Below are 26433 nucleotides of genomic sequence, written 5' to 3'. Positions count from 1 at the left end.
GCTTTAAGCGAAAGAACAAGAAACACCATTGTAAGCGAAGGAGGCGTTCCCATGACCCCGCTGTCTTCCCCTCGAAATCATGCAATTCTGCTTCTGGCATGCTTCGCCGTCATGGTAGCGGCCTGCTATCCAAAACCCAAAGCACCTACTCCCGACCTCATTGATGCAGGGTATTATATTGTCGACCAGTTATTGGCTCAAACCAAGATTCCCTTAAGACCGGATGATGTTATCCTGGTCACAACGTTTGCCGACGTCTCCAACCTCCAGGCTTCATCGACCATGGGTCGAATGCTGGCCGAATTCACGGCATCGGGATTTACGCGAAAAGGATTTCTCGTCAAAGAAATACGTCTCTCGCCTTATAATGTATATACAGTCAAGCGTGAGGGAGAATTCGTTTTATCAAGAGAAATTGGAAAGTTAGGCCGGCAATACAAAGCAGATTTCATTGTAGCTGGAGTCTACGGACATACAGGAAACCGGACATACGTCAACGCAAAACTGATCGCTCCTGCGACTGGGGATATTTACTCCACGGTTGATGTTGTGCTTCCGATCGATAGCTGACCCAATCACATGGCAAAGGATATCGGATTTGACGCCATCCATTCGTGACATACTGAGTCCGGCAAGTCATATGGCGCGCTCACTATGCGCTCAACGCCACGCAAATATATCCAGGAAAACGCCACTATTTCTTTGTATTGCTGTATTGTTGGGTTTTCTCTTTCTTCCGTGCCTTGGACATGCCCAAATATTGGCGACCACACCGGTATCCTTTGATGACTTGACCTTCGGTGCAATCAGTTCTGTATCATTCAACATGACATATCGGGATGATGAAGCAGCTGTAGCCTTTACAGACCTTGTTCTCACACAAGAGGATGTCGGAAAAATATTCACGTTGACGCAACCTAATGCGGGCTCTGCATTCGTTGCGTTTTCCAACCGAGCGACAAATGGAATCGACGAGTATATCCTTTTCCGATTCGTTACACTCAATGAAACCGTCGAAGATGAACAGCTTGAGTCAGTTCTGTTCAACGCCGATCCGGATTTGAGAGGACACCATCTTGACGAAATGCAGCTTGTGCTTCACGAATTGACATTTACCTCCTTCTCCATTTTCATCGGAGGAATACCGATCTTTTATACACAAGTGCACATGAATGCGGACATTGTCTCTTTACAATATCCGACGATTCTTCCTTCAATTTTCAGGCTTATTTTACTTTGAAAACAATCGTTTTTTATTCACGTTGCCCCTTTACAAAAAAGAATCCCCGGAATTGCTCCCGGGGATTCTTTTAAGATATGGAAGGAATGCACCCTAATAAGAGTCTTCTCCAGTGCCACTACTTTCGTGTGGCACTTTTCAGAACAACCGTCTCACGCACCTGACGCGAATCTGAGGCTCTGACATTCTTCGCAACTTTCTTGTTCTTGGCGGATTCGCTTTTGACGACAACGGGCGATTCATCCCAGGTCATATGTCCTCGCATTGCAAACCTCCTTATGGTCAATCGGCTTTCCTCCAGGATGGAATATACACCGAGCATGCACCGAGAAGTTCTGTCTGTCATGACAGTTTCGTGAAATTGGCTATTTCACAAATTTTTACTGAAAACCATCGGAAATGATGAAGGATTCGGAAACACAGCACAAAAACCTCGTGCTGATATCAAGTGTAAAATACACGATTTCCCCTCTTTGTCAATACATGCTTTCAAAAAAGAGAGGCAATGTGGCAAACGACGCAAAAATGCTCTTAAAACAACGACATATGTATATACAACAAAATTGTATACTATTTACATTCCATTCTCGTAATTGCTTGTTACGCAAACAATCTATAAAGTGTTTGTCCTCACCCAGAACAGCAAGGAATGTACGCATGAACATCAGCACCCGCCTCATTTTATCAGTCACAGGTTTTGTCCTTCTCACCGTCGCCGCTTCGGCCAGCGCCTTTTTCATGGTACTCGACCAACGCGACAACGCACTCGTCATTAACCTTGCCGGTCGTCAACGCATGTTGAGTCAGATGACTGGAATGAAAACTCTTGTGTATGCTCACACGGCATCAGATGATGTCAAACAACAGGTACAGTCGCTTTTAGCCGTTTTTGAAAACACCCAACAAGCACTCAAGCAGGGGAAAGCAGCCCCTTTGACCCTCAATCCAAATGGGAAGACAGCAGTTCTTCCCGCTGCTCCTCCTGATATCGTTCCCGTCCTAGACACAGCCAATACAGTCTATGCAGACTTCAAGACAGTTGTTGAATCCATTCTTGATGGAAACACCAATGGCGAAAAAAATGCTTTGAAGCTTGACCAAAACGCTCAAAAAACCGTTCGTGCGCTCAATGACGTTGCATTGGCATTCCAAACACAAGCTGAGGCAAAGGCTGATTTTTTGCTCATTTTTTTAGCCACGCTTGTCACGGTTGCCTTTATTTTGGGCGCAATCGTTGTCGTAAATATACGCAAAGTTGTTGTTAAACCATTAATCCAGATCACTGACTACGCGAAACGCATCTCGTCGGGGGGGCTCGACTCGGAACCGCCTTCGGGATTTACCGCTGAATTAGCAACACTGACGGCATCGATGACAGGCATGGTCCAAGAACTTAAAAACACCTTCGAACAAGTCGATGAAAAAAGTCGCGCCGCCGATCAAAGTGCCCTCGACGCACAACAGGCTCTCAAAGAAGCGCGTCTCCATGAAGAAGAAGCCAGACGGCTCAACGAGTCGTTAAACGATGTCGCCAACCAGGCGAACGAATTCGTCCTTCAAGTTATCAATGCAAGTCACGAACTGGCTTCACGCCTTGATTCAATTGAATCAGGAGCGAGTCTGCAACGCGAACGCATGACAGAAACGGCAACGGCCATGGACCAAATGAGTTCCTCGGTTCTCGATGTCGCCCATAATGCCGGAAATGCCGCTTCTTCCGCGGACAAAGCCAGACAACTTGCTGCCGGTGGTGCAGAAGGAGTTTCCTCAGCGGTCAAATCCATCGTCAGAATTCAACAACAAATTCTCTCGCTGAAGAAAAGCATGGCCAACCTGGGTGAACATGCGGAAAGTATCGGACGCATCATGACGGTTATTTCCGATATTGCCGACCAGACCAACCTGCTTGCACTGAATGCAGCTATTGAAGCGGCACGTGCCGGGGAAGCCGGTCGAGGATTTGCCGTCGTCGCAGACGAAGTCAGAAAATTGGCAGAAAAAACCATGAATGCAACCAGAGAAGTCGGTCAAACCGTAGCTGCCATCCAGGACCAAACACAGTCCAATATCAGTGCCACGGATGCCTTAGCCAAAGGAGTGGTCGACAGCACACGCACAGCGACCGCCTCAGGCAAACAAATGACGTCCATTGTCGATATCGTTGGTGATACGGCAGCGCAAGTCGCGTCCATTGCCGCAGCCTCAGAAGAGCAATCCGCCTCTGCTGAACAAATTACGCGTTCTGTCGATGAGGTCAGCCGCATTGCCACGGAAACATCTGATGGCATGTCCGAAGCCCACGCTGCCGTCGATCAGGTCGTAAATATTGCTGAAAGTTTGGGCGACCTTATGTCCCAAATGACCAAGACCGCCCTGCCAGCATAAACAAAGCCATCTCGACTTCGAAAGACGGAAAATCACCCGTCTTTCGAAGACTATTGTTGCTACGCTTGAATCTCCTTCAATCAGCAACTTGCACGTGCCCTATTTCACTTTCGGCCTCTCATAAAAATTCTTCTCTGTGGACAGTTGGCATTTCTCGAAAAAAACGCGTACACGGACAAAAGTCGCCTCTTAATACCCTTTTCGGCAGGCCAGGAGCCGAATCTTCATGGCCGGCTTCTTCGAATCGTGTCCCGTCGGACGCCATTCCCCTATGACAAGAAAACGACATGGCCTGGCCATGCAAACGTGGAGTAAAGAACTATGCCCAAGGCGCAAGCAGGATCGCAGGTTGAGGTCCATTACACTGGCTCACTCAATGACGGAACGGTCTTTGACAGCTCCAAAGATAGAGATCCGCTGTCTTTTACCGTCGGCACCGGAGCCGTTATCCCCGGATTTGAAAAAGCCATTGTGGGTATGGATGAAGGCGAAACCAAAACGGTTACGTTTTCCCCGGAAGAAGGATACGGGGATCATATGGAACACCTCGTCATCGAAGTGAACAAAACGGAACTGCCCCCGGAAATTGCCGTTGGCTCCGTACTGCAAGCAGAGATTCAGGGCCAGCAGATGTTCTTCAATGTCATGCAAATTGAAGAGGAAAAAGTCACCCTTGATGGCAATCATCCTCTGGCTGGTAAAGATCTCACCTTTGAAATAACACTGGTGAAATCGGCCTAAAGCCTCAAAATCGCATCTCATGGAAAAAGCGCTTTCCGTTACGACGAAAAGCGCTTTTTCCTTCTAAGAAAAAACTCCGGCAATAGGTGCTCCACACGCTGTGCACTTCCCTTCGGTAAGATCCGTACCATTCACCTGGAAACCAGACCGGTCTATCACTCGGGCCTGACAGTTCGGACACAGGGTATGCGCGTGCTCATTCCCCGGCACATTCCCAACATACACAAAATGCAATCCCGCTTCTTTTCCAGCCTCCCAGGCATGAACAAGCGAAGTTTGTGGTGTGAATTCCCTGTCGCGCATGTTGTAATCCGGATGAAACCGTGACAAATGCCACGGAGTCTCCACCCCAAGCTCATTGCTGATAAATTTTGCCATTTCACGGACTTCGTCTTCATCATCGTTCTTTCCCGGAATCAGCAATGTCGTCACTTCCAGCCACCATCCCAATTCCCGGATTGTCTTCAGATTCTTTTTGACCGGCTCAAGTTTCGCGCCACACAATTCTTCATAAAATTGTGGTGTAAACGCCTTGAGATCAATGTTGGCGGCATCAATATACGGACCAAGGGATTGCAAACATTCTGGACTTTGAAACCCATTGGAAACTATAATATTTTTAAGACCCTGCTCTTTGGCCAACACCGCCGTATCATACATGAGCTCATAAAAAATAGTCGGCTCGGAATAGGTATAAGAGATACTCTGGCAATTATTCCGAAGAGCCGCATCAACAAGAACTTGCGGAGTAACGTGGTGTCCACTCACTGCCCCGCCCGCCTTCGGCGTTTGCGACAAACTGTAATTCTGACAAAATGAACAGGATAAATTGCATCCCATCGTCCCAAGCGAGAAGGTCAATGTTCCCGGCAAGAAGTGGTACAGCGGCTTTTTCTCTACCGGATCTACATTGACGGCGGCAGCTCGATCATACACGAGCGTATAGAGTTCTCCATCCACATTTTGTCGGACACCGCACTTTCCGCGGCCCCCCGGATCAATACGACAAAAATGGGCGCACAACCGACACTGCACCTGCAAATTATCTCGCTTCTTCCATAACCGGGCAGGGTGCATGGTTCACCTCCTGTCTGTTGGCATTGTCTTCAGCGCCAGACTACTCATTGGGCCGCACGACAGGACCAGGACCAGGTCCAGGTATCGGCGGAAACGGTCGAGGAGGATAATTCCCAATATATGGTTGAACCACAATCGGAACCTCATCCCGTGGAGTCATATCGATATCCGGCCTCGGCCCGATTTCCATGACGCTGTCGCCCTCTTCATTGACGCCAATCTTCATATTATCGAGTTCCCCCAATTTCCCATCTTGCCGTCCCTCATCCGCAAAAACGATTGTTCCCCCGAGAGACAGACCGCAGACAAGAGCCAACACAACTATGGCCTTTGGAAATCGAATCATGATATATCTCCCTTGTATTTCAGGCTTGCCCGAAATATAGTCACGCCCGCACGAAACGCCAGAGTACAAGGAGCCTACATGTCAGCACACGATAATCGCGCCGACCGCACCAAAGCATACAAAGAAGCGGGCGTCGATATCGACGCCGGAGAATCGCTGGTCAAGCGCATTCGCCCCCTGGCCCAGAAAACATTTACCCAGGGCGTTATTACCGATATTGGCGGCTTCGGCGGCCTGTTCAAACTCAATCCTACCGAATACACGAATCCAGTTCTCGTATCGGCCACAGACGGTGTGGGCACGAAACTGAAATTGACGATTGCTCTTGATGGCTACTCAACCATCGGTATCGACCTTGTGGCTATGAGTGTCAATGACATTTTAGTCCAAGGTGCCAAGCCGCTTTTCTTTCTCGACTACTTTGCCACCGGTAAGCTCGATGTAGACAAAGCCGCACAAGTTATCGAAGGTATCGCCGAAGGTTGCACGCAATCCGAATGTGCCCTCCTCGGTGGAGAAACCGCAGAAATGCCCGATTGTTACCCTCCTGGGGAATTCGATATTGCCGGATTTTGTGTCGGTATTGTCGATAGCGATCGCATCATTGATGGCTCCGGCATCAGCGCCGGAGATGCCATAATCGGCATTAAATCCTCGGGTCCACATTCCAATGGCTACACCCTTATCCGTAAGTTGCTGGCCAAATCCGGCCTTTCCGCAAACGATCCACTCCCTGGAGACACAAAAACCGTTGGCGAAGCCCTTCTTGCGCCCACGCGTATCTATGTCAAACCGATGCTCGATCTGTTGCGCGACGTTGAGATCAAAGGCATGGCGCACATCACGGGCGGTGGATTTTATGACAATATTCCACGCATACTTCCCAAAAACATTTCCGCCAAACTCGATATGAATACGTGGGAAGTTGACCCCGTATTTCACTGGTTACGTGAGACTGGCGAAATGAATTGGGAAGAGATGCTGCAGATTTTTAATTGCGGTATCGGCTACATTCTGGTGGTCAGTAAAGAGCATACAAACGATATTTTACATCGTCTGAATGACTTAGAAGAAAAGGCCTTTCTCATCGGATACACCGATCTCCGCAAAGACGACACCGATTCCGTCCATATTACTTTGCCAGCCTAAGTCATATTCCGACAGTATCGCGCTACAAACGCCCTCCGAAAACACATCAATGATTTCGGGGGGCTGTTTTCATAGATGACACTGCACCATAAGATTTCCATTGCATATCTATCAAAACAATATCACTAAATATTCTTATCGCGAAGCGATACAGAATTCCGAATTGCCCACCTGCGTGTTTCCTTGTATGCAGACCAGGATACAGAGGCTCGAACCCTAAGAGAGAGGAACGTATGCAAGCGCGTCCTATAAGCTACAGCCGAATTGTGAGCCCGCAACGCATGATGCCCCAGGATGCCAATCCAGCCGGCAATGTCCATGGGGGGGTCATTCTCCGATATATCGATATGACGGCCAGCATCGTTGCCATACGGCATGCGGGGAAAGTCGTGGTCACGGCATCTATTGACCGCATGGATTTTTTAACGCCATCGTATGTCGGGGAAATGTGTACCTTCATGGCCAGTTGCAATTATGTTGGCAGAACAAGCATGGAAATCGGTGTCCGTGTCCAGTCTGAAAACCTGATCAGCGGAGAAACCCGTCATGCCGGGTCTGCCTATTTGACGTTCGTCGCTTTGGATGAGATGAAACGTCCGACAGCGGTTCCACAACTCATTCTTGAAAATGATCAGGACCGCCGCCGTTTTGCCGAAGCGCAAATGCGTCGAGAAATGCGTCTTGCCGAACGCAAACGTGAACGCGAAGGCCAAGCCAGCATGGCGTAGCTTTGGTGATCAACCTCCAACTTACGGGTATCGTATGGCTTCGACAGTTGAAGAACTCACTGTGAATTATGAAGAAGATGGTTTGCTCATCGTTAAAGAACTCGACAAAGTCGTTCTCACCAAAGGCGCGTGGGCGACGTTGATATTCCGCTATCAACAGTGGGATAAGAAAAAGGAAGATTATGGTCCCGAAAAGTTCATTATCCGACGCTACAGAAAAATGAATAATGAATATCGGAGCCAATCCAAATTCAATATTTCCAGCCGCGATCAAGCACAGAAAATAATTGATGCTTTAAATGGCTGGCTTGAAGAACCGGTGGAATAAACAACGATGGACTTACCGGTCGGTGCGATATGGCGTCGCCAGGACGTCGTCACGTCGAGCGATAGAGGCGTACTCCACGACGAGTTACGCCGGAGAGATGTCGTCTTCGATTCGACGTTTCTCTCCGCCATAGCGCACACGAGCTTCATAAACAAGACGACCGATACGCTTCCCAAGTTCAGTTTCCCGAGTGCGGATCAAAGCCTCTGCAGCTTCTTTGTTTCCCTGGGACTTCAACAATGTTGCCGATTCGAGATCACGCAAATATTGTTCGCATTCTTTCATTATGCCCGAGAGGTCAATACTTCCCAATTCGACCGGTACTCGCACGGATCTCACTTTCTTTTGCATTGCCCGACGCCTCGCTCGTCAAGAGAATTGTTTGCCCGGGGTGACGCACAAAAGACATCCCCCGTCTATCCCGATTCATGGTGAGGTCGCATGTATTGCCAGGCGCTTTGCCTTCTGGATGATGACATCGCTATGACATCGAAACCATAGAACTCTTTGGTACGTAAAATAAACTACCATGCGAAACCGCATCGATCAACAAACGGTATCCACTCCGAAGCAGAAATATGTGACATCGTGTTACCGAAAAGACGTGTGATTACTCTAGTAAAGCGATACCCATGTCAGCCCCTTGTCGGGAGAGGCATTTTTTGCATAGAGTGACAGGAAACACGCATCAGGAAATCTGGAGATTGTAAACATGGCCTTGTCCAGAAGCGATAAATTTCTCATCCTTGGCGCTGTCGTTTTGGCTTTTTCCGTTGTTGTCGGCTTGGCATTATGGAAAAAGCCCCATCTGTTCTTTGGAGAAAAGCAAGTCATTGATTCGCGGTTGGCCGCTGAAAAGTCTTCACCGCCATCGGTGCCAGCAGCACCTGGAAAAACGGCTTCTCCTGCACCAGCCGCACAGCAGACTCCCATTGCGTCCAGCTCAACACCGGTAACGTCGCCAATGCCAACACCACAAATGTCTGCTTTGCCGGAAGAGCCAGCCAAGAAGGAAAAACCGAAACCCCTTCCTGGAGAAGGCCAAAAGACGCTTGATCGTATGTTTGCCGAACTTGAACGTGAAGCCCAAACGACACCTTCAACCCAATCCAGCGAACCCACACCACAAGCAACAGGAGCGCCACCAGACGTTATCTTGCCAGCATATACGCCAACACCGGCTCCTGTCAGGCCAACAACTCCGAAAGTGTCTCCGGCATCACCGCCTGCGAAAACCACTCCGAAGAAACAGGAACCGAAGCCCGAGGTAAAGCCCACTCCCAAAACAGTGAGCAAACCGGCTCCGAAAGCTCAATCGTCGGCGCGTAGTGGGCAAGGACAGATTGTTTCCATTAGCCAACACGACGGACAAGCCGAATATACGCTGACAATTAAAACCAATGCCCGCGTTCCCCGTGTCGAAACGCTATTCCTGACTGGCCCTCCTCGCTTCGTTGTCGATCTGCCAGGCCGATGGACGTATCGTGGGCGTAGTACACTTTCGGGGAAATCCGCATTGGTGAAGACAATTCGTGTAGGGAAACACAAAGACAAGGTCCGGGTGGTCATTGACCTCAGACCCGGAGCAGTAAATCGTCTACGTGGTCGTCCCGAAGTCAAGACAACCGCCACGGGAGCTTTTGTTGTCATTCCAAAGTAGACTTCCGGTTTGACGTTTTTATCCAAACCGACGAGCTGCTTTACCCTACCCGTCGTATAGAAGCCGATGAATTCGCAGCTCTCAGGCCACGCGTAACAACGTGGCCTGTGTGTTTTTATGAGGGAATTGAATGTGAAACGATTGGTCAGTGTGCTGTGGCGAGCGATGAAATGGATGGTTATCCTCGCCATATCCATCGAGTTATTTTCTTTTACCGCAGTAGTATTGTCGAATTATATTATTTACGGCGCTCCCCGTCAGGGCACTCGTGCCGTTTACGACGGCTATACGCTGTTTCTCATGCATAACGGCGTTTGGCCAACAACAGACATTTCCGCAACGGGAGACAGCACGTTAGATAAAGTCGTATGGTTCTTCGGTGGTTCCACAATGCGTGCAAGCACAACATCTCCCAAACACTCTATCGCGAGTGATGTCGCTCGGGAGCTCAATGCTCATGGGCGACCGTATCATTTCAATTGCTTCAATTTCGGGGTCAATTCTTTTAACTCTCTTCTTGAGGTCCAATACCTCCAAAAACAATTTATTGAACATCCGGTCAAACCCAACGTTGTCGTTTTTTATGACGGAGCAAACGACGTTAACTATTTTCAACTTTACCACGACCCCTATGCTCATGAAAACTTTGCTCGGGTCAAGGGACTTGTTGAAAGTTATCATGACAATTGGTTCGGTTTGTTCAAACAAATCAATGCTGCTTTCTATGCTTCGTACACCAAGGAATTACTTGATAAATTTCTGTTTGCCATAGAACCGCTTGAACCTGATTCTCCAGAAGTACGCCGTTTCATCGACCTGGCTGTGAAACGATATGACCATGCTGCAACATTGTGTGCAGCCTACAACGCGAAATTTCTCGTTTTTCTCCAGCCGCTCTATTTTGCGGAAACCTGTTCCGGCATTCCTTCACAACTGAAAGAATCCGAGAAATCCACGATAATGGAGCTCCCGGCCATGCGTCATAACGTGCAAGTCATGTATAGTGCTTTGGCCAAGGCATTGGCCGACAGACCATATTTTCATGACATCAGAAACGCACTTTGTGACCGCGCCGAGATGGCATATACTCACGACGGAGTACACAATACAGATAGTGCCCGAGAACTCATCGGGCAAACCATGCTCCCCACAATCCGGCGCGACCTTGGCCTCCCCGCCATCCCCGATGGCTCCGAGGCTCCGGCCAGCCCCAACCGATCACCCCAGGGATGGACGCCATGATGCGCTTTTTCTCCTCCACAATACTGATTATCGGACTTCTCGTCCTTTTTTCCACAACCAGCATGGCTCAAACAAGAGCCAATCCGCAACAACACGTACCGGAACTCTCGAACACAATAGATTCCATTCCCCCCTCACAAGGGGGAAATTTTGCTCCTGCAACAACGACGCAAAATAATGAATATTATGGTGAGCCGACGTCGGAAACATCGCAGAAGCAATCGTTTGCACCGTCAACATCCTCCACTCCAATAAATCAAGCACCTGAACAGGCAACGCCAAGTCCTGCTTCCGAAAGTGCTTTGCCCGCTGAACAGATCGCGCCGACTCTGACCCCGGAAAACAGTACAGACCGCTCGTACTCCAAAGAGGAGATCAATCGAGAAGTCATGGGATTCTTTGAAAACGGCTCCAAAGGATTGGCGAAACTTGTGGCCCGTGCCTTTCAAGATTTTGGTCAACCAGTAGGATATATCAAAGGCAACGAAGCAGCAGGCGCAGCGATTCTTGGTTTTCGCTATGGAGAGGGAGAACTCCACCTCAAAAGCAACACCCCCCAATATGTGTACTGGCAAAGTCCATCAGTCGGCTTTGATCTTGGCGTCAACGCATCCAAAACCTTTACTTTGATATACGGCATGGAGAACCCCGACGAAATTTATCAACGATTCCCTGGCATTGATGGCAGCGCCTACATTGTGGGAGGGTTTGGCATGAACTACCAACGATATGGAAATATCACCCTTGTTCCCATCCGTTTCGGAGCTGGACTGCGTCTGGGTGCGAACGTCGGTTATCAGCACTTTACAAAAGAGCGCACGATAAATCCCTTCTGATTGGTATCTTCCAAAGACTGTGAAGAACCCAAGAAAAAGGCCGTCACGAATGTGGCGGCCTTTTTCTTGGGTTCATTCGCTCAGTCCAATTTATACGTAATGAATCTCCGCGCGCTCAAGAAATTGTTGCATGGCAGTTATACGATCACCGACTTTTTCCAAATTATTCGCCGTGCACGCGGCTTCGATCTCAATGCATTGTTGGCCAATAAACTCAAACCCATAACTCAAGGCCGCCCCTTTGATTTTATGGGCTAAACGCTTCAATGTTGCAGCATCATGCGTTTCATAAACCCGCTGCATTTCATTCAGGTCGCTCTCCACAGTCTCTATAAAAAGAGGGATCAAGCGTTCCAAACGATGATTTAAAGAAATGGAATACGACACGTCCTCACTAGATACCGTCGTATCCAATGTTTCCGCGACTGCTTCTTCCACTTTTAGAGAAACTTTCACGTACGAACGCAACATCCCCACAAGCATATTTTTTCGTAACGGCTTTGTCAGATAATCCGTGCATCCAGCCGCAAGACAATGTTTGCGATATTCCTTATCGATATGGGCTGTCAGAGCAATAATAGGTGTTGCCGTCCGATTATGTGCTGCTTCGAAGTCACGTATCGCTGTCGTGGCTTCAAATCCATCCATAATAGGCATCTCAACATCCATTATGACAATATTATAGTGCTTCTGCTTAAACTGCGATACGGCTTCTTCCCCATTATTTGCTATATCGATATCGAGTTCGATATCATCGAGAAAATGAACGATGATAGCTTGATTCGCGACATTGTCTTCAGCCAAGAGCAGTGATGCCGTGCCGGATGAAGCTGGCGATGGTTGCACACCCTTCGCCGAAAACGGCAGGACATGCTCCTGTGTCGAAACCGCAATATCTTCAGATTCTTGTGTCTCGGAAACGGTTGTAGTATGACTCGCGGCTTCACGCATAAGTGCCGTGAAACAAAAAATAGCACCGCCACTTGGATTGTCTTCAATCCAGATAGCGCCACCCATCAGTTCTACCAGGCTTTTGCTGATCGCAAGTCCAAGCCCGGTCCCACCGTACTTCCGTGTGGTGGACGTTTCCGCCTGACAAAATCGATTGAAAACTTCCTCGCGTGCAGCCTCCGGGACACCAATCCCAGTATCGGCAACACAGAATTTCAACTTGAAAGGTTCCATCGGAGAAAGCGCAGGTCGATCAACCGAAATGTACGTCTTGACACTACCATGCGCCGTGAACTTCACAGCATTTCCCAACAAATTCATGAGAATCTGGCGTAATCGCGCCGGATCGCCGATGACACGTTGAGGAACATCTTCATCAACTTCAACTTCGTGAAGCAGTCCTTTTTCCCATGCTCGAAATGCAATCAGGTTTGAGACGACTTCCAATTCTTTGCGCAATTGAAATGGAACCCGCTCTAATTCAACATGACCAGCTTCGATTTTGGAGTAATCAAGAATATCGTTGATGACTCCCATCAAGTGTTCACCAGCACTTTGAAAAAGCTGAACATACTCGGATTGTTTGCTGCTCAGCCCTGTTTCTGCCAGCATTTCCGCCATACCCATGATCACATTGATCGGGGTCCGTATTTCATGACTCATGCGCGCCAAAAATTCACTTTTGGCCATGTCAGCTTTTTCAGCCTCAATCTTGGCAGCTATTGACTCTTCCTGAGCCTGTTTACGTTCCTCTACTTCCTCTCGCAGTTCTTTGGTTCGCTGTTCGACCAAGGCGGCTAATTCGCGATGACTCCGTTCTATGGAGCTTAATCGCCAACGAAAAACGATGTAGGTCAGCGCAATGATCAGAAAAGCAGCCAGCAGCCGGAACCACAACGTTTTCCAAAACGGTGGCGTGATGACGAGATTCAACGCCGTGCCAGTTTCATTCCATACCCCGTCATCATTGGCAGCTCGTACGGTGAAGACATATTGTCCTGGGTCAAGATTAGTATATGTCGCACTATGCGTATTCCCGACATAAACGAACTCGTTGTCAAAGCCATTGAGCTTATATGCATATTGATTCTTTTGCGGATCAGCAAAATCAAGTCCGGCAAAATCAATGGAAAAGACTAAATCATCATAATTAAGCACGACGGTATCAAGCGCCCATATCGCCCTCTCATTTTGAAGGGGCTTGTTCATCACGCGCATTCCTGTCAGTACGACTGGCGGCCGATGTCTATTGGTACGAAGCGATTTCGGATTAAACGCATTGAGCCCATCCAGTCCACCAAAATACATTCGCCCTGTCGTGTCTTGAAAATAGGCGTTCATCCAAAACTCAATACCTTGCAAGCCATCTTTGATCGAGTAGTTGCGAACACCACCGTTTTTGGGGTCAAGCCGGGTGATACCTTTAAAAGTACTCATCCATAACGCCCCGTCCTCATCACGCAGTAGCCCTTGAATCCCGTTATTGGCGAGTCCATCCTGCTGAGTAAAACGGACGAACTTTTCACTTTTACGGTCAAAACGATTCAGCCCGTCATCAGTGCCTACCCAGAGAAAGCCATCGGCATCTTCCAGAATCGGCGTCACGCGATCATTGGACAAACTTGACGGATCATCTGGATTATGTGTCCAGTGTACAAATATTTCGGTCTTCCGATCAAAGCGATTGAGCCCCGCATTGGTCCCAATCCATAAAAACCCATCTGAGCCCTCAAAGATATTACGAACACGATCATGACTGATACTTTGGGGGTCATCTGGGTCATGGCGGAATCGTTTGCATTCTCCATTGAGAGGATTAAATCGGTTCAAACCTCCCTTACTTGTTCCGATCCATAAGAACCCCTCCGAGCCTTCCGTAATCCACCATATTTTATCCTGGCTCAGACTGGCAGGATTTGTTGGATCATGTCTGTAATGAATGCATTTTCCGGTTGTTTTATCGACAAGATTGAGGCCGTAATCGGCAGTTCCCACCCACAACCGACCAAGCGAATCATTAAGTACGCAAGTAACCTCATTTTGCGAAAGACTGTTTTCATCCGAAGGGTCATATTTAAATACAGTCACCTGGCCGGTGTTGCGGTCTACTTTATTCAAACCATTGTTGCGTGTCCCCACCCAGAGGATATTCCCGGCATCAACGCTGATGGAACTCACTTCGTTACCAGAAAGACTTGCAGGGTCGTTTTCAATATGGCGGTATAATTCAAAGGCGAGCGCTTTGGGACTGAGTTTATTGAGCCCTCCTGCGTATGTCCCTACCCACAGAATTCCGGCTCGATCCTCCAAAAGGGATAAGACATCATTGTTACTCAGGCTCCTCGGGTCCATAGGATCGGACGTAACAACGGAAAACGCCTCAGATTTTACCGTGGAAGCGCCCGTAGTCGGCTCTTTCGTGTACAAGCCCCGGTTCGTCCCCACCCAGAACACGTCCCGACTATCTTTATAAATAGACCAAACAGCCATGCCAGAAAGGATTTGCGTTACATGACCGTCCCTGAGATTCAATTGAAAGAGGCCATAACGCTCCGTCCCAATCCACAATGTATTCTTATTTTCCAGATATAAACATTGAATTTCATACCCACCGGATTCATACGGAGACAATTCGATGCGCTCAAAAGCGCCCGAATGTGGAGACAGCGTATAGAGGCCGCGTGTCGTTCCCACAAAAATATTTTCACCTGTAGGATCCTTGGATAAACTCAGGACCTCAGTTTTCGCGCGTGCATCGTCCTTAAATAATCGATACGTCACAAACGTTTGACTGACTTTGTCCATAACTGCCAGCCCATCGAATGTACCGACCCACAATCCACCACCATTATCTTCGAGAATCGCTCGAACTTCGTTATCAGGAAGACTCAATGGATCATTTTCATCAGCCATAAACCGTGTAAACGTATCGTCATCAGCATTGTAGCGATTGAAACCTCCATTCTTTGTGCCGACCCACAAAATACCTTTGGAGTCGACAAGCAATGCCCGAATATTTACATCGGATATGGATTGTATGTTGCCATACTCTGATCGATACACATGAAATCCAATCCCATCATAACGGTTGAGTCCATCATAGGTTCCAACCCAAAGAAAACCTGTCTTGTCCATGACCAATTTCATGGCAGAGGACTGTGACAGGCCATCTTCAATTGTGAGGTGTTGAAACTGAAGTGTCCTGGCATATGTCGGCACGACAAACATTATGAAGAATACACAGAACATGGCCAAAGGAAAGACGCGGGAAAGAGAGACCGAGGGTCTGCCATGCATAGTGGACAACTCCAGAAAATTTAGACGATGTATCTCACATCTTCTTCAAAACAAAAAGATACATACGCCAAGTCAAATATTTAACTAACCATCAAACGGCATAAAAGAACCCTTTCATAAATATCTTCACGAGAACTATCGCTGTATCATTTTCGACGTCAAGTATTTAATCATGTATCAAACATTTTCAAAACGTGTTTTCATATACTCCAAAGCTTCAGTCATTTTGAGACGTTTTGTAGCTGGCCCCGTTCGAACATAAAATACGTCGTCATCGGCTGTCTTCACAAAAACAGGACTTTCCGAAGCTCGGCAGTCGACACGCAAAATTTTCCCTCCCTCTGCATTAACAACAGAAGTTGTCACTTGCCGCCGATGTACCGGACCAATATTTTGATCAAACACATTGGCAAAATGGCGCAGCACATGGTCATCGTCAGAAAAATCATCATTTTCCAATCCAAGGACATCGCCTGAATCGGATACACCGACAAGCAACGTTCCACCTCGGGAATTCAAAAAGGCGGCCACGGTTTTCAGGCACGCCAACTCCATTCGTTTATCTTTTTTTCCAGTTTGGAGATTCACGCGAAGCGTCGACTTAAATTCGACAAACTCAGATTCTCCTTGGTGCATCAATCGTGCAACAGGCATATTGCTTGTTGTTACATCTTGCGCCGATCGCTTTAATAACAGGCGATACATCATGAGCAGGACGATAGCGACCACACCAAATGCGGCTAAAAAACTCAAGCCGATTCGATTTAAATTGGTCTGTTCTGAGGCGAATCGATCCACTAAATCGGTTTTTGGGATCACAACGCCAAGATACGCACTATCAGCACTCTCTCCTAAGCGGGAGAAACCAACAAAATAGTCACCCCCGGCAACGGGTACCGCCAAATCTCCTCCCAAGCTCTCGTTCAGCTCCATGATGTTTTTTGCCCCCTCAACGAGCAAATCCCCCTTTTCTGAACCGGACAACGGCACAAGTACTGCCGATTTCCCAAAGAGGTCGATGGTACGTCCTAACGAAGAATCGACACCAGATCTCGGAGAAGCGAGAATAAACACGGCTTCTTGTTTCGAATACTTTGCTGCAGCAATAACGTCTTGCATGGATTCAATTGAAAAAGACAATGACAGGATCTGACGAACTTGACGAGACTGAGTTGCCTGTGCCTTAGGATCATCCAGCGTCACGGAAACGGCCATTCCATTATTATTTAAAAACGAAGGAGACCAATAGACTCTGTCCGCTCCCGTCAACGTCGGAGCGCCATCCAGAGCCGCCACGGCAGAAGATATAACACCAAAACGTACAGCAAACGGAGCTTCTACTGTCTCGCCAACAACACCTTGCCGCGTTGTCTCATGCCAATCATTGCCTTTTCCACGGACAAACAGTTTGTTTTCACGTTGGGCCAAGATAAAAAGCGGACCGGAGGCATCGCTAATCATAACCCCGGACAAGGGGGCATTGCTTGCCACAAGCGCTGCTGCAAATGGAGCCACTTCATTTTTACTTGATGTTGCCAAGCCTTCATCGACAAACATATCCGCCATAAACCGAGAATTGGACACAAATGGCTCAAAAAAGGATTTAATAGCGGACGCTAAATTCTTTGCCGAATTTTCAGCAACCCCTGTCACAACGGAACGACTCAAATTCTCCGTTTGTTGATAAAAAAACGCTCCTGCCAACACGAGCGTTACCAACAAAAGCACGGCCAAGAACGTAAAAATCCCTTTCGGCTTCATAGACATCCTATAGTGTATTTGATCCTGGGTTACAGTACCAACCCAGTGCATTCGTTTTCGTACGTGCAAACATTGCTCACTCAATTCTTACTTTTATAACAATTTCATCTTGATATGATTTCGTTGTCAATCTCGTCAAGTCATGCCCATACCTCACAAGAAGTAAAAAAATCGCTTGACGATGCATTTTGCACGGCGTATTGACATCTCAATAATTTTTTACAAGGAATTTCCGCATGGCCACTTTATACGCTACGATTTTCTCCTCCCGCCTATCGCTCGTATCGGGCGTCGTAGCCAACGTCGTAGTAGTAGGCGACGTATATAAACTTGCGCCGTAGCGGGAACTTCTCTTCATCAGTCATTCAACCCCCCCGGCGACAAGGTCGGCGGGGGTTTTTTCATACCTAAGGTCTCCTGCCAACCACTCGCTCAAGGGCATGCCAAGGAGGCCGCCATGTCTTCCATTACAGGAGCCGAATTGCTCATCCGGCTCATTGAACGCCAAAACATTCGTCTGATTGCTGGTATTCCGGGTGGGGCCAACCTGCCGATGTATCACGCCTTGTCCAAATCCACACAAATTCGCCACGTGTTGACCCGACACGAACAAGGAGCTGGTTTCTTTGCACAAGGTGTTGCGCGTGCTACGGGTGAGCCGGCCGTGTGCTTTGCGACGTCAGGGCCGGGAGCAACCAATCTTATCACCGCTATTGCCGATGCCCGTATGGATTCGATTCCGCTTGTCGCCATTACCGGCCAAGTGCCCACGAGCCTCATCGGTGCCGATGCGTTCCAGGAAGTGGATATTTACGGACTGACGATCCCTATCGCCAAACATAACTTTCTTGCCCGCTCGGCTGAAGAACTGCTCGACATCATTCCGCAAGCATTCCGAATTGCCGCATCGGGACGGCCGGGCCCAGTTCTCGTCGATGTGCCTCGCGATGTGCAAATGGAATCCATCACCGTAGACATCTGGCCTGAGCCAGGGCGTCCGGACCCCTCTCCTGTACTTGATACGGATGCGATGGCCGAAGCTGCACATATGATCAACACAGCCCAACGGCCTGTGTTATGCCTTGGAGCCGGCACTTTACGTTCGGGAGCTTCCCACCTTGCCCTGCAGCTTGCCCGCAAAGCCGATATGCCTGTTGCCATGACGCTCCAAGGTCTTGGGGCGGTTGCGTCCAATGATCCCTTGTCATTGGGATTGCTCGGTATGCACGGCGATGTGCATGCGAACTATGCTTTGGCCGAATGCGATCTGTTTATTGCCGTGGGTATGCGCTTTGACGATCGTGCCACAGGCAAGGCGACCACGTTCTGCCCCAATGCCTCAATCATTCATATCGATATCGACAAGGGGGAACTCGACAAAATTAAAACGGCGCATGTGGGCATTCATGCCGACGTGGCCGAAAGCATACAAGGCTTGCTTCCTCTTGTGCGCGAACAGGAACGGCCGAGTTGGCGCATGCGTATTGCAGCAATTCGTCAACATAATCCACCGCAGACCCCGATCAAAGCGCTCGATCGCCCCGCCGGCATCATCACAGCTGTGGCCAACACCTGTAATCGCAATCCCATCGTGGTGACGGATGTGGGCCAGCACCAAATGTGGGCCGCCAAAACATGGCCGCATAATACTCCTGGCCACTGGTTGACCTCCGGCGGACTCGGCACCATGGGATTTGGTTTGCCCGCAGCCATTGGTGCCGCCATGGCCACCGGGAAAAAAACCATTTGCTTCTCCGGTGACGGTTCCATTCTCATGAATATTCAAGAGTTAGCCACGTTGGCCGAAACAGGCGCTGATGTGACCCTTGTGGTGCTCAACAACAATGCACTGGGCCTTGTTTGCCAGCAGCAGGAACTTTTTTTCGACAAAACCCTGTTCGCCTCGACATTTACTCATCAGCCCGATTTTACAGCGCTTGCCAGTGCCTTTGGATTGCCGTCATTTACGTTGACACCAAACAATGCTGCCACCGTGCTCGACCTTGCCCTGAACACCCCCGGACCAGCGTTGGTGCATGCCCCGGTGTGCGTGGACAACGTCTACCCCATGGTGCCTCCGGGAGCCGATAATACCACGATGATTCAAGGAGATTCTCATGACCGCGTCGCCTGAAATGACCATTCTTGATCTCACGGTGAAAAACCATCCTGGGGTCATGTCGCACATATGCAACCTGTTCGCCCGGCGTGCTTATAACCTCGACGCGATTGCGTGCTTGCCTGTCAACGGCGGAGAGAACAGCCGAATGCTGCTGCGATTGCGCGAAGATGAACGCCTCACACAAATTGTCCGACAAGTAGAAAAACTCCACGATGTCCTTCATCTCGAAACAACTCGGGATAACAGAATATTCGAGACAATGAACACGGAATTCTGCGATACCGCCACAGTGGAGTAAGTCTTCAAACACATCACGAAAAACAATCCATCGCCGTTGGGGAGCAAAATCCTCCTCAACGACGGTGCATTGTATTTTATGATTTCTCCGGATTCGATCCCAAGAGTTTAAACTCTTCAGAGAAGACGAAACGGAGATTCTCCCAAAGAAGTCCAGTCGTCTTTCAGCTTTTCCCATTCCACTTCCGTTCCCATTTCATATAAAAGGGGATACATGAACAGGCATGGAAAATACCATGTATGCTATCGAGGCACGTGGATTATGCCGTCTGCATGGAGATACCGGAATTGGAATTCAGGATATCAACCTCTCCATCGCAACAGGTTCGTTTGTCATTTTAAAAGGAGAGTCCGGTTCCGGGAAATCCACATTGCTCTCGCTTCTTGCCGGCCTGGACCGTCCAACGGCTGGTGAGCTTCGTGTGGCCGGACACCATATCGGTCAGCTTGATGAATCCGGTATGACGCAATTTCGACGACATGTTGTTGGCGTCATATTTCAATCATTCAACCTCTTACCCACACTGACAGTTCTTGAAAATGCGGTGTTACCAGGCCTCCTAGCCGGAGGAAAACGTGCCGATGTTACACAACGCGCTTCCGAATTACTTGAACGATTAGGCATGGGACACCGTTTTCATCATAAAACAGGGGCATTGTCCGGTGGTGAAATGCAACGTTGTGCCATCGCCCGAGCGCTTATCAACAATCCGGCTCTTCTTCTGGCTGACGAACCCACCGGCAACCTTGACTCAAAAAACAGTCGTATCGTCCTGGAACTCCTAGCCAACATACGAAAAGACGCAACACAAACCATCATCATGGCGACGCATTCCGACATGGCCGATGACCTCGCCGATGAAAAACTTCTGCTCTGCGATGGACATCTTACTCAATCGCCAGCATGACCGACGCCCCAAAGCTCTACGAACTCATTGTAGCCACACAGCAAGATCCTGGCGTGACCCAACGGATAGAGGGATGGATTCAATGAATCCAACACGTCATCCATGATTCCATTCGTGTGAAAACACTCACAAGATCAGTTTATTCCTGGGTAAAATTCAGGAAGTTCCTGATGTTTTTCATGAAAAAAATATGAGAAAGATAGACCTGTGTCCTGAAACTCTATGTTACCGGAGAAAAAGAATGGCACAGGATATTGTGTTCAACCTGAGACAAAAACTTAACCAATGCAATATTGAACAATGTGACCTCGCCAATGCCATTGGTGTCAGTAAATCTCAGATTAGTCACATTTTTGCCGGAAGGCGACGGTTATCCGGAAGAATTCGACAACGATTTGAAACTGCGTATGCTTCCTTGACGGTCTATGGTTCTTTAAATTTTACTCCCGACTATTTCACAAATAACGACGAAAAATCATAAAAGAACTTTTTATTATTATACATTATCTTCAACTTCAGCAAAGTCCACCATGTTCCTGCTGGGGGAGTGCAACTGTATGACCAATGCGTCGAATAGTCGAAGACCATACGAGTAAAGACCTATGATTTTCGACTCATATAAACATAATCTCGCAAAACTATTGAGATCGAACCAAAGAGCGAGGCTAGGCAAAAGCGTCGGAGAACAGCACAATACGTCGTACCTCATGTCTCGGGGGCCAGCCTTTCCCTTTCCCCTTCTCAATCACTCCGCCGAAAGAGTATTGGAGGGACAAAGCTGTATGCAGAGGCAAAAATCCCGGGCAATATTCCGGGACGGCAAAAATTATTGAAACGTATTGTTTAATCTCATATGAAGCAAATTCGTGACACGAATTGCCTTTTTTTTCTCTCTCTGGCGCATGTTCAGTCTTCGACATCATCAGCGCCACGCGCTACGCGCCATCGCCGTGATTCTTGGCGTCGCCTTGGGTGCGGCCGTCTTTACCGGGGTTCGTCTCGCTGCACGCGCCTCGATTTCTTCGTTTGAAAACGGCATGGACGCTGTTACAGGCAAAGCCGATGCCATCATCACCGAACCGGCAGGCCGCGTCGATGAACGATTCGTCGGCCAACTGTTGCGTCTTCCCGAAGTCGCTGCCGCATCCCCCATTATTTCAGCGTATGTCGAAACGGCAAATGGCCAGATTCTCCATATATTCGGTGTTGATCCGTTCCTTGATCGAACATTCCGCTCTTATAGCGACAAAACAGCCCGGCCAGAACTTGTTTTTCCTTTGCTCGACACCCCCAATACGGTGATTCTCGGCGCAACCGCAGCCAAGCAACTCGGGGTCAATGCCCATGACACGGTACACTTGACCGGTGGGCAGAAATTGACCGTTCTTCATGTCCTCCATGACGATCGATTTGAAGCTGTTGATGCCGGCATGGTGGCATTAGCCGATATTGCAACGGCTCAAGAACTCACCGGGACATTTGGCAAAGTCGATCGCATTGATCTTCGCTTCCTCGCCAACACTCCAATACAAAGAAATATTTCCGCAGTGAAACGACTGCTTCCCGAAGGATATAGCCTCAACCCCGCGGAAGAGTCCGGTAAAACCGGCCGGTCCATGATTCGCGCCTACCAACAAAATCTGACCGTTCTTAGCTTTGTTTCTCTTTTTGCCGGCATGTTCCTTGTCTACGGACTCACAAGTCTGAATGCTGCGTCCCGCCGATTTGAAGTATCGGTACTGCGAGCTCTCGGCGCTTCCCGGTCCATGATTTTCGGATTGTTTCTCGCCGATGGAGCTATACTCGGCCTTGCGGGATGGGCGATTTCTACCCCGCTCAGTCTTGGGCTGCTCAACCACTTGGCCCCCGTCGTCAATCATACTGTCAACACGCTGTTTACTCGCGTTGCCACCGGAGGAGTTTTCATACACGGCGTCGAAATCGTGGGGGCATTGTTGCTTACGGTAACCGTCGCTATCTTGGCTTCAGCAAGGCCGGCTTTGGAAGCCATGCGTGTCTCTCCTCGGGAAGTTCTCGTTACGACGGGATCAACATCGACATCACCATCACAAACATGGCGCTGGGCACTGGCTGGAGGTTTACTTTGTTTGGCAGCCTGGCCGATAGCTCACATACCAGGCCCCTCCGGTGTCCCTCTCTTTGGTTACTTCGCCGTTTTTTGTCTTTTTGTCGGATTCTCGTTGTGTTCCCCGTTTCTTCTCGAAGTGATGAGCAAACATGTAAGCGTTATTACAGGGAGAATCTTTGGCCCAATGGTCATGGTGGGTAGTCGGGAAATCGAAGACGCCGGCCCTCGTGCAGCCGTTTCTGTCGGTGCGCTCATCACGGCAGTAGGTCTGTTCGTATGTTTGAGCATCACAATCGGAAGCTTCCGTTCGACATTCAATCTCTGGCTCGACCAAACTGTCAGTGGAGATATCTTCCTTCGTCCACAAGGCGCTGAAGAAAATCATTATCGCTTCACCCTACGCCCTGAGACCATCGACTGGATCATCCAGCATGCCAACAGCGCCACCATTATGGCATACAACCGCTATTACCTCGATATACACGGGGTACCGGTCCAGTTTGAAACAACGGATTTTCATGTATACAGAACCCACAGCCAATTCCTTTTTCTGACACCGGCGACAGCATCACAACAACTCAATGCTCTTCGGGAAGCGGAGCAAGGACATGGTGCAATCGTGTCCGAAGTCTTTGCCAACCAGACCGGCTTGGGGCAGGGAGATCTGTTACAACTTCATGTTGATGGTATTGAGTTGAAGACCCCAATCGTTGCTGTAGTACGCAGTTACCGGACTCGAGGGGGTGTTGTCTTTTTCGATCGGTCTGCGTTTGCCAACCTCTCCAACGCATCTCCTCCTTTGTGGGGTGGGGCTCGCATCTTCTTTCGTGGTCCGAAACCCGAAGCGCAGGCCCAGCAGTTCCACGATCAATTCCTTCGCGAAGCTCCTGCTGCGGCAACCGTGCAAGCAACATTAGGCTCACAATTGCGCCATATCGTTCGGGGTATTTTCGAAGACACCTTTGCCGTAACGAGTTTGTTGTTGGTCATTGCACTGATTGTCGCCGCCATCGGCATTGCCACGACGCTAACGGTTATGGTTTTGGAGCGCAGCCAACGTCTCAACACCCTACGAGCACTTGGTGCTTCACGTCATCAAATACGACTTTTGATTGTCTGGCAGGCGTTGAGCCTGTGTATGTGTGGTATGATTCTGGGCAGTGGCGCAGGACTTATCCTGGCCGATTTGGTCATCAATGTCGTCAATAAAGTGTCTTTTGGATGGACGTTTGTCTTTACCTTCAACCCGCTGGAACTCAGTTTAACACTCCCATTAGTCTTCTTGGCTGGCCTCGCCGCCAGCCTGCCTGCAGCCGCTGCCGCTTTGAGAAAACCCATTGCCGAAGTGTTACGCGGACAACACCCCTAGAAACAAACGCGCTCTTCTCAGCATTTGATTTGAACCGAAGCCGAAGGATACGAAACGACTCCTCGTTCTTCGACCTCGGCCCAAAATACAATGCTAATGATTCGACTGACAATATTCGAGACAGAGATCCATCGCGGTTCCTATGCTTCCTGAACAATCGGAAACAGCATCGTTTGTTCTCAGGGACTCTGCCAAAGAGTTACATTTTGCTCGGCACTGCTCCAGCGTTGTCACGTCAACGCTGACTGCTTCTTCAAAACTCCCGCACATCGAGGTGCAATCGTCTCCAACTTGCATAATGCATCGCTCATGAAAAGCTTTCATATCCATAGTTGCCCAAGCAGGCGCATTCCAAGCTACACCAGCTAAACTCACCAACCCCAAAATCAAAAGACACCAAATGGCTTTAGACATAATCGACTCCTTTCATGGAGGTTAGAGGATACGGAGTTCTCCCATACCACAGGAAGAGCGTTCTGTCCTGAAAAATTTAGCCAAACTCAACAAATTTTCTCCATACGTGAACTATACAGTACTTTCACAAGATTGACCTGTGCATAGAAGTACAAGTGAAATTGATATATTGTAATCTTGACAACATTATGTTTATTAATAATGATACAAATTTCACAAGAAAAACAAAGAACTAATGTTACTGAAACAAATAACTTTTACAAAAATATATTATGGATATTTTAAAGTCACCCGCCATAGAACTATCAGTTCTCAATCCAAAAAGAACATACAACACAAAACACAGGCCCTATCTATAAACAACTCTATACTAACTTACATCAAAAAACACCAACCAAACAAAAAACAAACAAACTGTTACGAAATGCGAACAACAAAACAATACGACACAATTTTTCACATCCCCTCTAAGCCATGGGTAACAGCGTTTTTTCTAGGATTATCTCGTACTGTCTTTATAGCCGTTTTCTCTCTTGTAGCCATAATAGGATGTAGCGACACGAGAAAAAAATTTGATCACGACACCATTTCCACTGCCGCGATGTCCATTAATGCTTTATTTCTTCACGCTGCCGAAGTGACCAACGCCGTGGCAACACAAGCGAAAAATATTTATGAGAAACCACTACAGAAAGATGTGGGTTGGAATCAAAACTATGTCTATTTTGATAAAAGCGTTTATTACAAACCACATGATGATGGTTTGTGTGCAATGTGGGCATCAGGGAAAACACCCATAGGGAGGCAAGAACGCCAGCGCATAGCAAGCCTGGAAACGTTGCAACCAACTCTTGTTCAAGCGGTCACCGAGAACCAATTCATCCAACAGGCGTATATCCTCACGAAAGACCACATCGCGTTCTATTATCCATTTATCAGTGGAGTCTCACTTTTTGAGCCTAAAACAGATTTTTACACAGCATTTTTCCCATTTTCCGTCGTTACTCCTGCAAATAATCCCGAACGAACAGGACGCTGGATCGAACCATATATCGATGCAACAGGAAAGGGCTATGTCGTATCCTATAGCCATCCTGTATACGTCAACGACACCTTCGAGGCTGCTGTTGGCATCGATATTGTGCTGAGAGCCATTGAAGAAACATGCTTACCTCAGGACATTCCGTTAATACTTTTATCATCACAAAGTATTCCTGTCGCGGTGACTCCAGCATTGCATGCCATGACAGGACTCGAGGGACTTGGCCCATTATATTATTTTGGCAAAGTCCAGAAAGACAACCCCGTTTCCAGTACTCACCGTCTTGTACTGAAACCAGACCTTCAGTTGCGAACGCTCGGACGCAAAATTATGGAAGGTCAAAGTGAGTTCTACCAAATGATTGGCAAAAAGAAATTCTATATCGTGACGGCTCTTATTCCTGCTGTCGACTGGTATGTCGTCGGTGTCTGGCCAATCTCCTGAGATCCCT

At 48.4% G+C, this 26433-nt stretch carries 23 protein-coding genes; 16 read left to right on the top strand and 7 right to left on the bottom strand.

Annotated features, from left to right (window positions below; translation table 11 throughout):
• Positions 1 to 51 precede the first annotated feature (51 nt).
• Together G451_RS0100800 and G451_RS0100795 are read left to right on the top strand one after the other, a co-directional pair.
• On the top strand, positions 52 to 570 hold the full coding sequence (locus G451_RS0100800; RefSeq protein WP_027182773.1) for a FlgO family outer membrane protein: 519 nt from the start codon (positions 52 to 54) through the stop codon (positions 568 to 570).
• Positions 571 to 598: 28 nt separating this feature from the next.
• Positions 599 to 1240 carry a hypothetical protein gene (locus G451_RS0100795; RefSeq protein ID WP_156921460.1) on the top strand — a complete coding sequence of 214 codons (642 nt, stop codon included), beginning with the start codon at positions 599 to 601 and terminating at the stop codon, positions 1238 to 1240.
• Positions 1241 to 1358: 118 nt separating this feature from the next.
• Here the strand turns inward: G451_RS0100795 and G451_RS33990 are convergent, their stop codons facing one another.
• Entirely contained in the window at positions 1359 to 1505 is a 147-nt protein-coding gene (locus tag G451_RS33990) for a hypothetical protein (protein ID WP_156921459.1), read from the bottom strand.
• A gap of 392 nt (positions 1506 to 1897) precedes the next feature.
• Here G451_RS33990 and G451_RS26750 point away from each other — a divergent pair, with 392 nt between their 5' ends.
• Both G451_RS26750 and G451_RS0100780 read left to right on the top strand, forming a co-directional pair.
• Entirely contained in the window at positions 1898 to 3625 is a 1728-nt protein-coding gene (locus tag G451_RS26750) for a methyl-accepting chemotaxis protein (RefSeq protein WP_034640119.1), read from the top strand.
• A gap of 321 nt (positions 3626 to 3946) precedes the next feature.
• Positions 3947 to 4366 (top strand): FKBP-type peptidyl-prolyl cis-trans isomerase, encoded by a 420-nt coding sequence (locus G451_RS0100780; protein ID WP_027182771.1) that lies wholly within the window; start codon positions 3947 to 3949, stop codon positions 4364 to 4366.
• A 63-nt stretch (positions 4367 to 4429) separates the two neighbouring features.
• Here G451_RS0100780 and amrS read toward each other — a convergent pair whose 3' ends face one another.
• Both amrS and G451_RS0100770 read right to left on the bottom strand, forming a co-directional pair.
• Positions 4430 to 5443 (bottom strand): AmmeMemoRadiSam system radical SAM enzyme, encoded by a 1014-nt coding sequence (amrS, locus tag G451_RS0100775; RefSeq protein WP_027182770.1) that lies wholly within the window; start codon positions 5441 to 5443, stop codon positions 4430 to 4432.
• Positions 5444 to 5483: 40 nt separating this feature from the next.
• A complete protein-coding gene (locus G451_RS0100770; RefSeq protein ID WP_027182769.1) occupies positions 5484 to 5789 on the bottom strand; it encodes a hypothetical protein in 306 nt (101 codons plus the stop codon).
• Between the two features lie 78 nt (positions 5790 to 5867).
• Here G451_RS0100770 and purM point away from each other — a divergent pair, with 78 nt between their 5' ends.
• The 3 genes from purM (at position 5868) to G451_RS0100755 (ending at position 7994) form a co-directional block, all read left to right on the top strand.
• A complete protein-coding gene (gene purM / locus G451_RS0100765; RefSeq protein WP_027182768.1) occupies positions 5868 to 6938 on the top strand; it encodes a phosphoribosylformylglycinamidine cyclo-ligase in 1071 nt (356 codons plus the stop codon).
• Between the two features lie 233 nt (positions 6939 to 7171).
• A complete protein-coding gene (locus G451_RS0100760) occupies positions 7172 to 7666 on the top strand; it encodes an acyl-CoA thioesterase (protein ID WP_027182767.1) in 495 nt (164 codons plus the stop codon).
• Positions 7667 to 7700: 34 nt separating this feature from the next.
• The gene (locus G451_RS0100755; protein ID WP_027182766.1) at positions 7701 to 7994 is read left to right on the top strand and encodes a hypothetical protein; all 294 of its coding nucleotides are present in this window, start codon (positions 7701 to 7703) and stop codon (positions 7992 to 7994) included.
• Between the two features lie 84 nt (positions 7995 to 8078).
• Here the strand turns inward: G451_RS0100755 and G451_RS0100750 are convergent, their stop codons facing one another.
• A complete protein-coding gene (locus tag G451_RS0100750) occupies positions 8079 to 8345 on the bottom strand; it encodes a hypothetical protein (RefSeq protein WP_027182765.1) in 267 nt (88 codons plus the stop codon).
• Between the two features lie 361 nt (positions 8346 to 8706).
• Here G451_RS0100750 and G451_RS0100745 point away from each other — a divergent pair, with 361 nt between their 5' ends.
• The 3 genes from G451_RS0100745 to G451_RS0100735 all read left to right on the top strand — a co-directional run bounded on the left by G451_RS0100745 (position 8707) and on the right by G451_RS0100735 (position 11732).
• Complete coding sequence (locus G451_RS0100745; protein WP_027182764.1) at positions 8707 to 9654, top strand: AMIN domain-containing protein; 948 nt, start codon at positions 8707 to 8709, stop codon at positions 9652 to 9654.
• A gap of 132 nt (positions 9655 to 9786) precedes the next feature.
• Positions 9787 to 10896, top strand: coding sequence for an SGNH/GDSL hydrolase family protein (locus tag G451_RS26745; RefSeq protein WP_051260982.1), 1110 nt, complete (start codon positions 9787 to 9789; stop codon positions 10894 to 10896).
• Positions 10893 to 11732, top strand: a complete 840-nt coding sequence (locus G451_RS0100735; RefSeq protein ID WP_245587749.1) for a DUF1134 domain-containing protein — start codon at positions 10893 to 10895, stop codon at positions 11730 to 11732. The genes G451_RS26745 and G451_RS0100735 overlap by 4 nt, the downstream gene beginning before the upstream one ends.
• Before the next feature lie 90 nt (positions 11733 to 11822).
• Here G451_RS0100735 and G451_RS26740 read toward each other — a convergent pair whose 3' ends face one another.
• Both G451_RS26740 and G451_RS32055 read right to left on the bottom strand, forming a co-directional pair.
• Positions 11823 to 15980, bottom strand: coding sequence for a hybrid sensor histidine kinase/response regulator (locus tag G451_RS26740; protein ID WP_051260981.1), 4158 nt, complete (start codon positions 15978 to 15980; stop codon positions 11823 to 11825).
• A 177-nt stretch (positions 15981 to 16157) separates the two neighbouring features.
• Positions 16158 to 17741: an AlbA family DNA-binding domain-containing protein gene (locus G451_RS32055; protein ID WP_051260980.1), complete on the bottom strand. Its 1584-nt coding sequence runs from the start codon at positions 17739 to 17741 to the stop codon at positions 16158 to 16160.
• A gap of 457 nt (positions 17742 to 18198) precedes the next feature.
• Between G451_RS32055 and ilvB the strand changes: the two genes are divergently transcribed.
• From ilvB to G451_RS0100700, 5 genes are all read left to right on the top strand, one after another.
• Complete coding sequence (gene ilvB, locus G451_RS0100720) at positions 18199 to 19875, top strand: biosynthetic-type acetolactate synthase large subunit (protein WP_027182762.1); 1677 nt, start codon at positions 18199 to 18201, stop codon at positions 19873 to 19875.
• Complete coding sequence (locus G451_RS0100715) at positions 19859 to 20161, top strand: ACT domain-containing protein (protein WP_027182761.1); 303 nt, start codon at positions 19859 to 19861, stop codon at positions 20159 to 20161. The genes ilvB and G451_RS0100715 overlap by 17 nt, the downstream gene beginning before the upstream one ends.
• A 223-nt stretch (positions 20162 to 20384) precedes the next feature.
• Positions 20385 to 21068: an ABC transporter ATP-binding protein gene (locus G451_RS0100710; RefSeq protein ID WP_027182760.1), complete on the top strand. Its 684-nt coding sequence runs from the start codon at positions 20385 to 20387 to the stop codon at positions 21066 to 21068.
• A 241-nt stretch (positions 21069 to 21309) separates the two neighbouring features.
• Entirely contained in the window at positions 21310 to 21549 is a 240-nt protein-coding gene (locus tag G451_RS0100705; protein ID WP_027182759.1) for a helix-turn-helix domain-containing protein, read from the top strand.
• A gap of 385 nt (positions 21550 to 21934) precedes the next feature.
• The gene (locus G451_RS0100700) at positions 21935 to 24526 is read left to right on the top strand and encodes an ABC transporter permease (RefSeq protein ID WP_027182758.1); all 2592 of its coding nucleotides are present in this window, start codon (positions 21935 to 21937) and stop codon (positions 24524 to 24526) included.
• A gap of 93 nt (positions 24527 to 24619) precedes the next feature.
• Here G451_RS0100700 and G451_RS0100695 read toward each other — a convergent pair whose 3' ends face one another.
• A complete protein-coding gene (locus G451_RS0100695) occupies positions 24620 to 24940 on the bottom strand; it encodes a hypothetical protein (protein ID WP_027182757.1) in 321 nt (106 codons plus the stop codon).
• 235 nt (positions 24941 to 25175) lie between these two features.
• On the opposite strand from G451_RS0100695, the gene G451_RS0100690 reads away from it, so the two are divergent.
• The gene (locus tag G451_RS0100690; protein ID WP_156921458.1) at positions 25176 to 26426 is read left to right on the top strand and encodes a PDC sensor domain-containing protein; all 1251 of its coding nucleotides are present in this window, start codon (positions 25176 to 25178) and stop codon (positions 26424 to 26426) included.
• Positions 26427 to 26433 lie beyond the last annotated feature (7 nt).

The sequence above is a fragment of the Desulfovibrio inopinatus DSM 10711 genome, assembly GCF_000429305.1.
Classification (GTDB): domain Bacteria; phylum Desulfobacterota; class Desulfovibrionia; order Desulfovibrionales; family Desulfovibrionaceae; genus Alteridesulfovibrio; species Alteridesulfovibrio inopinatus.
The sequence above is the reverse complement of the archived record's forward strand: the minus strand, read 5'-3'. Positions and strand labels throughout refer to the sequence as shown.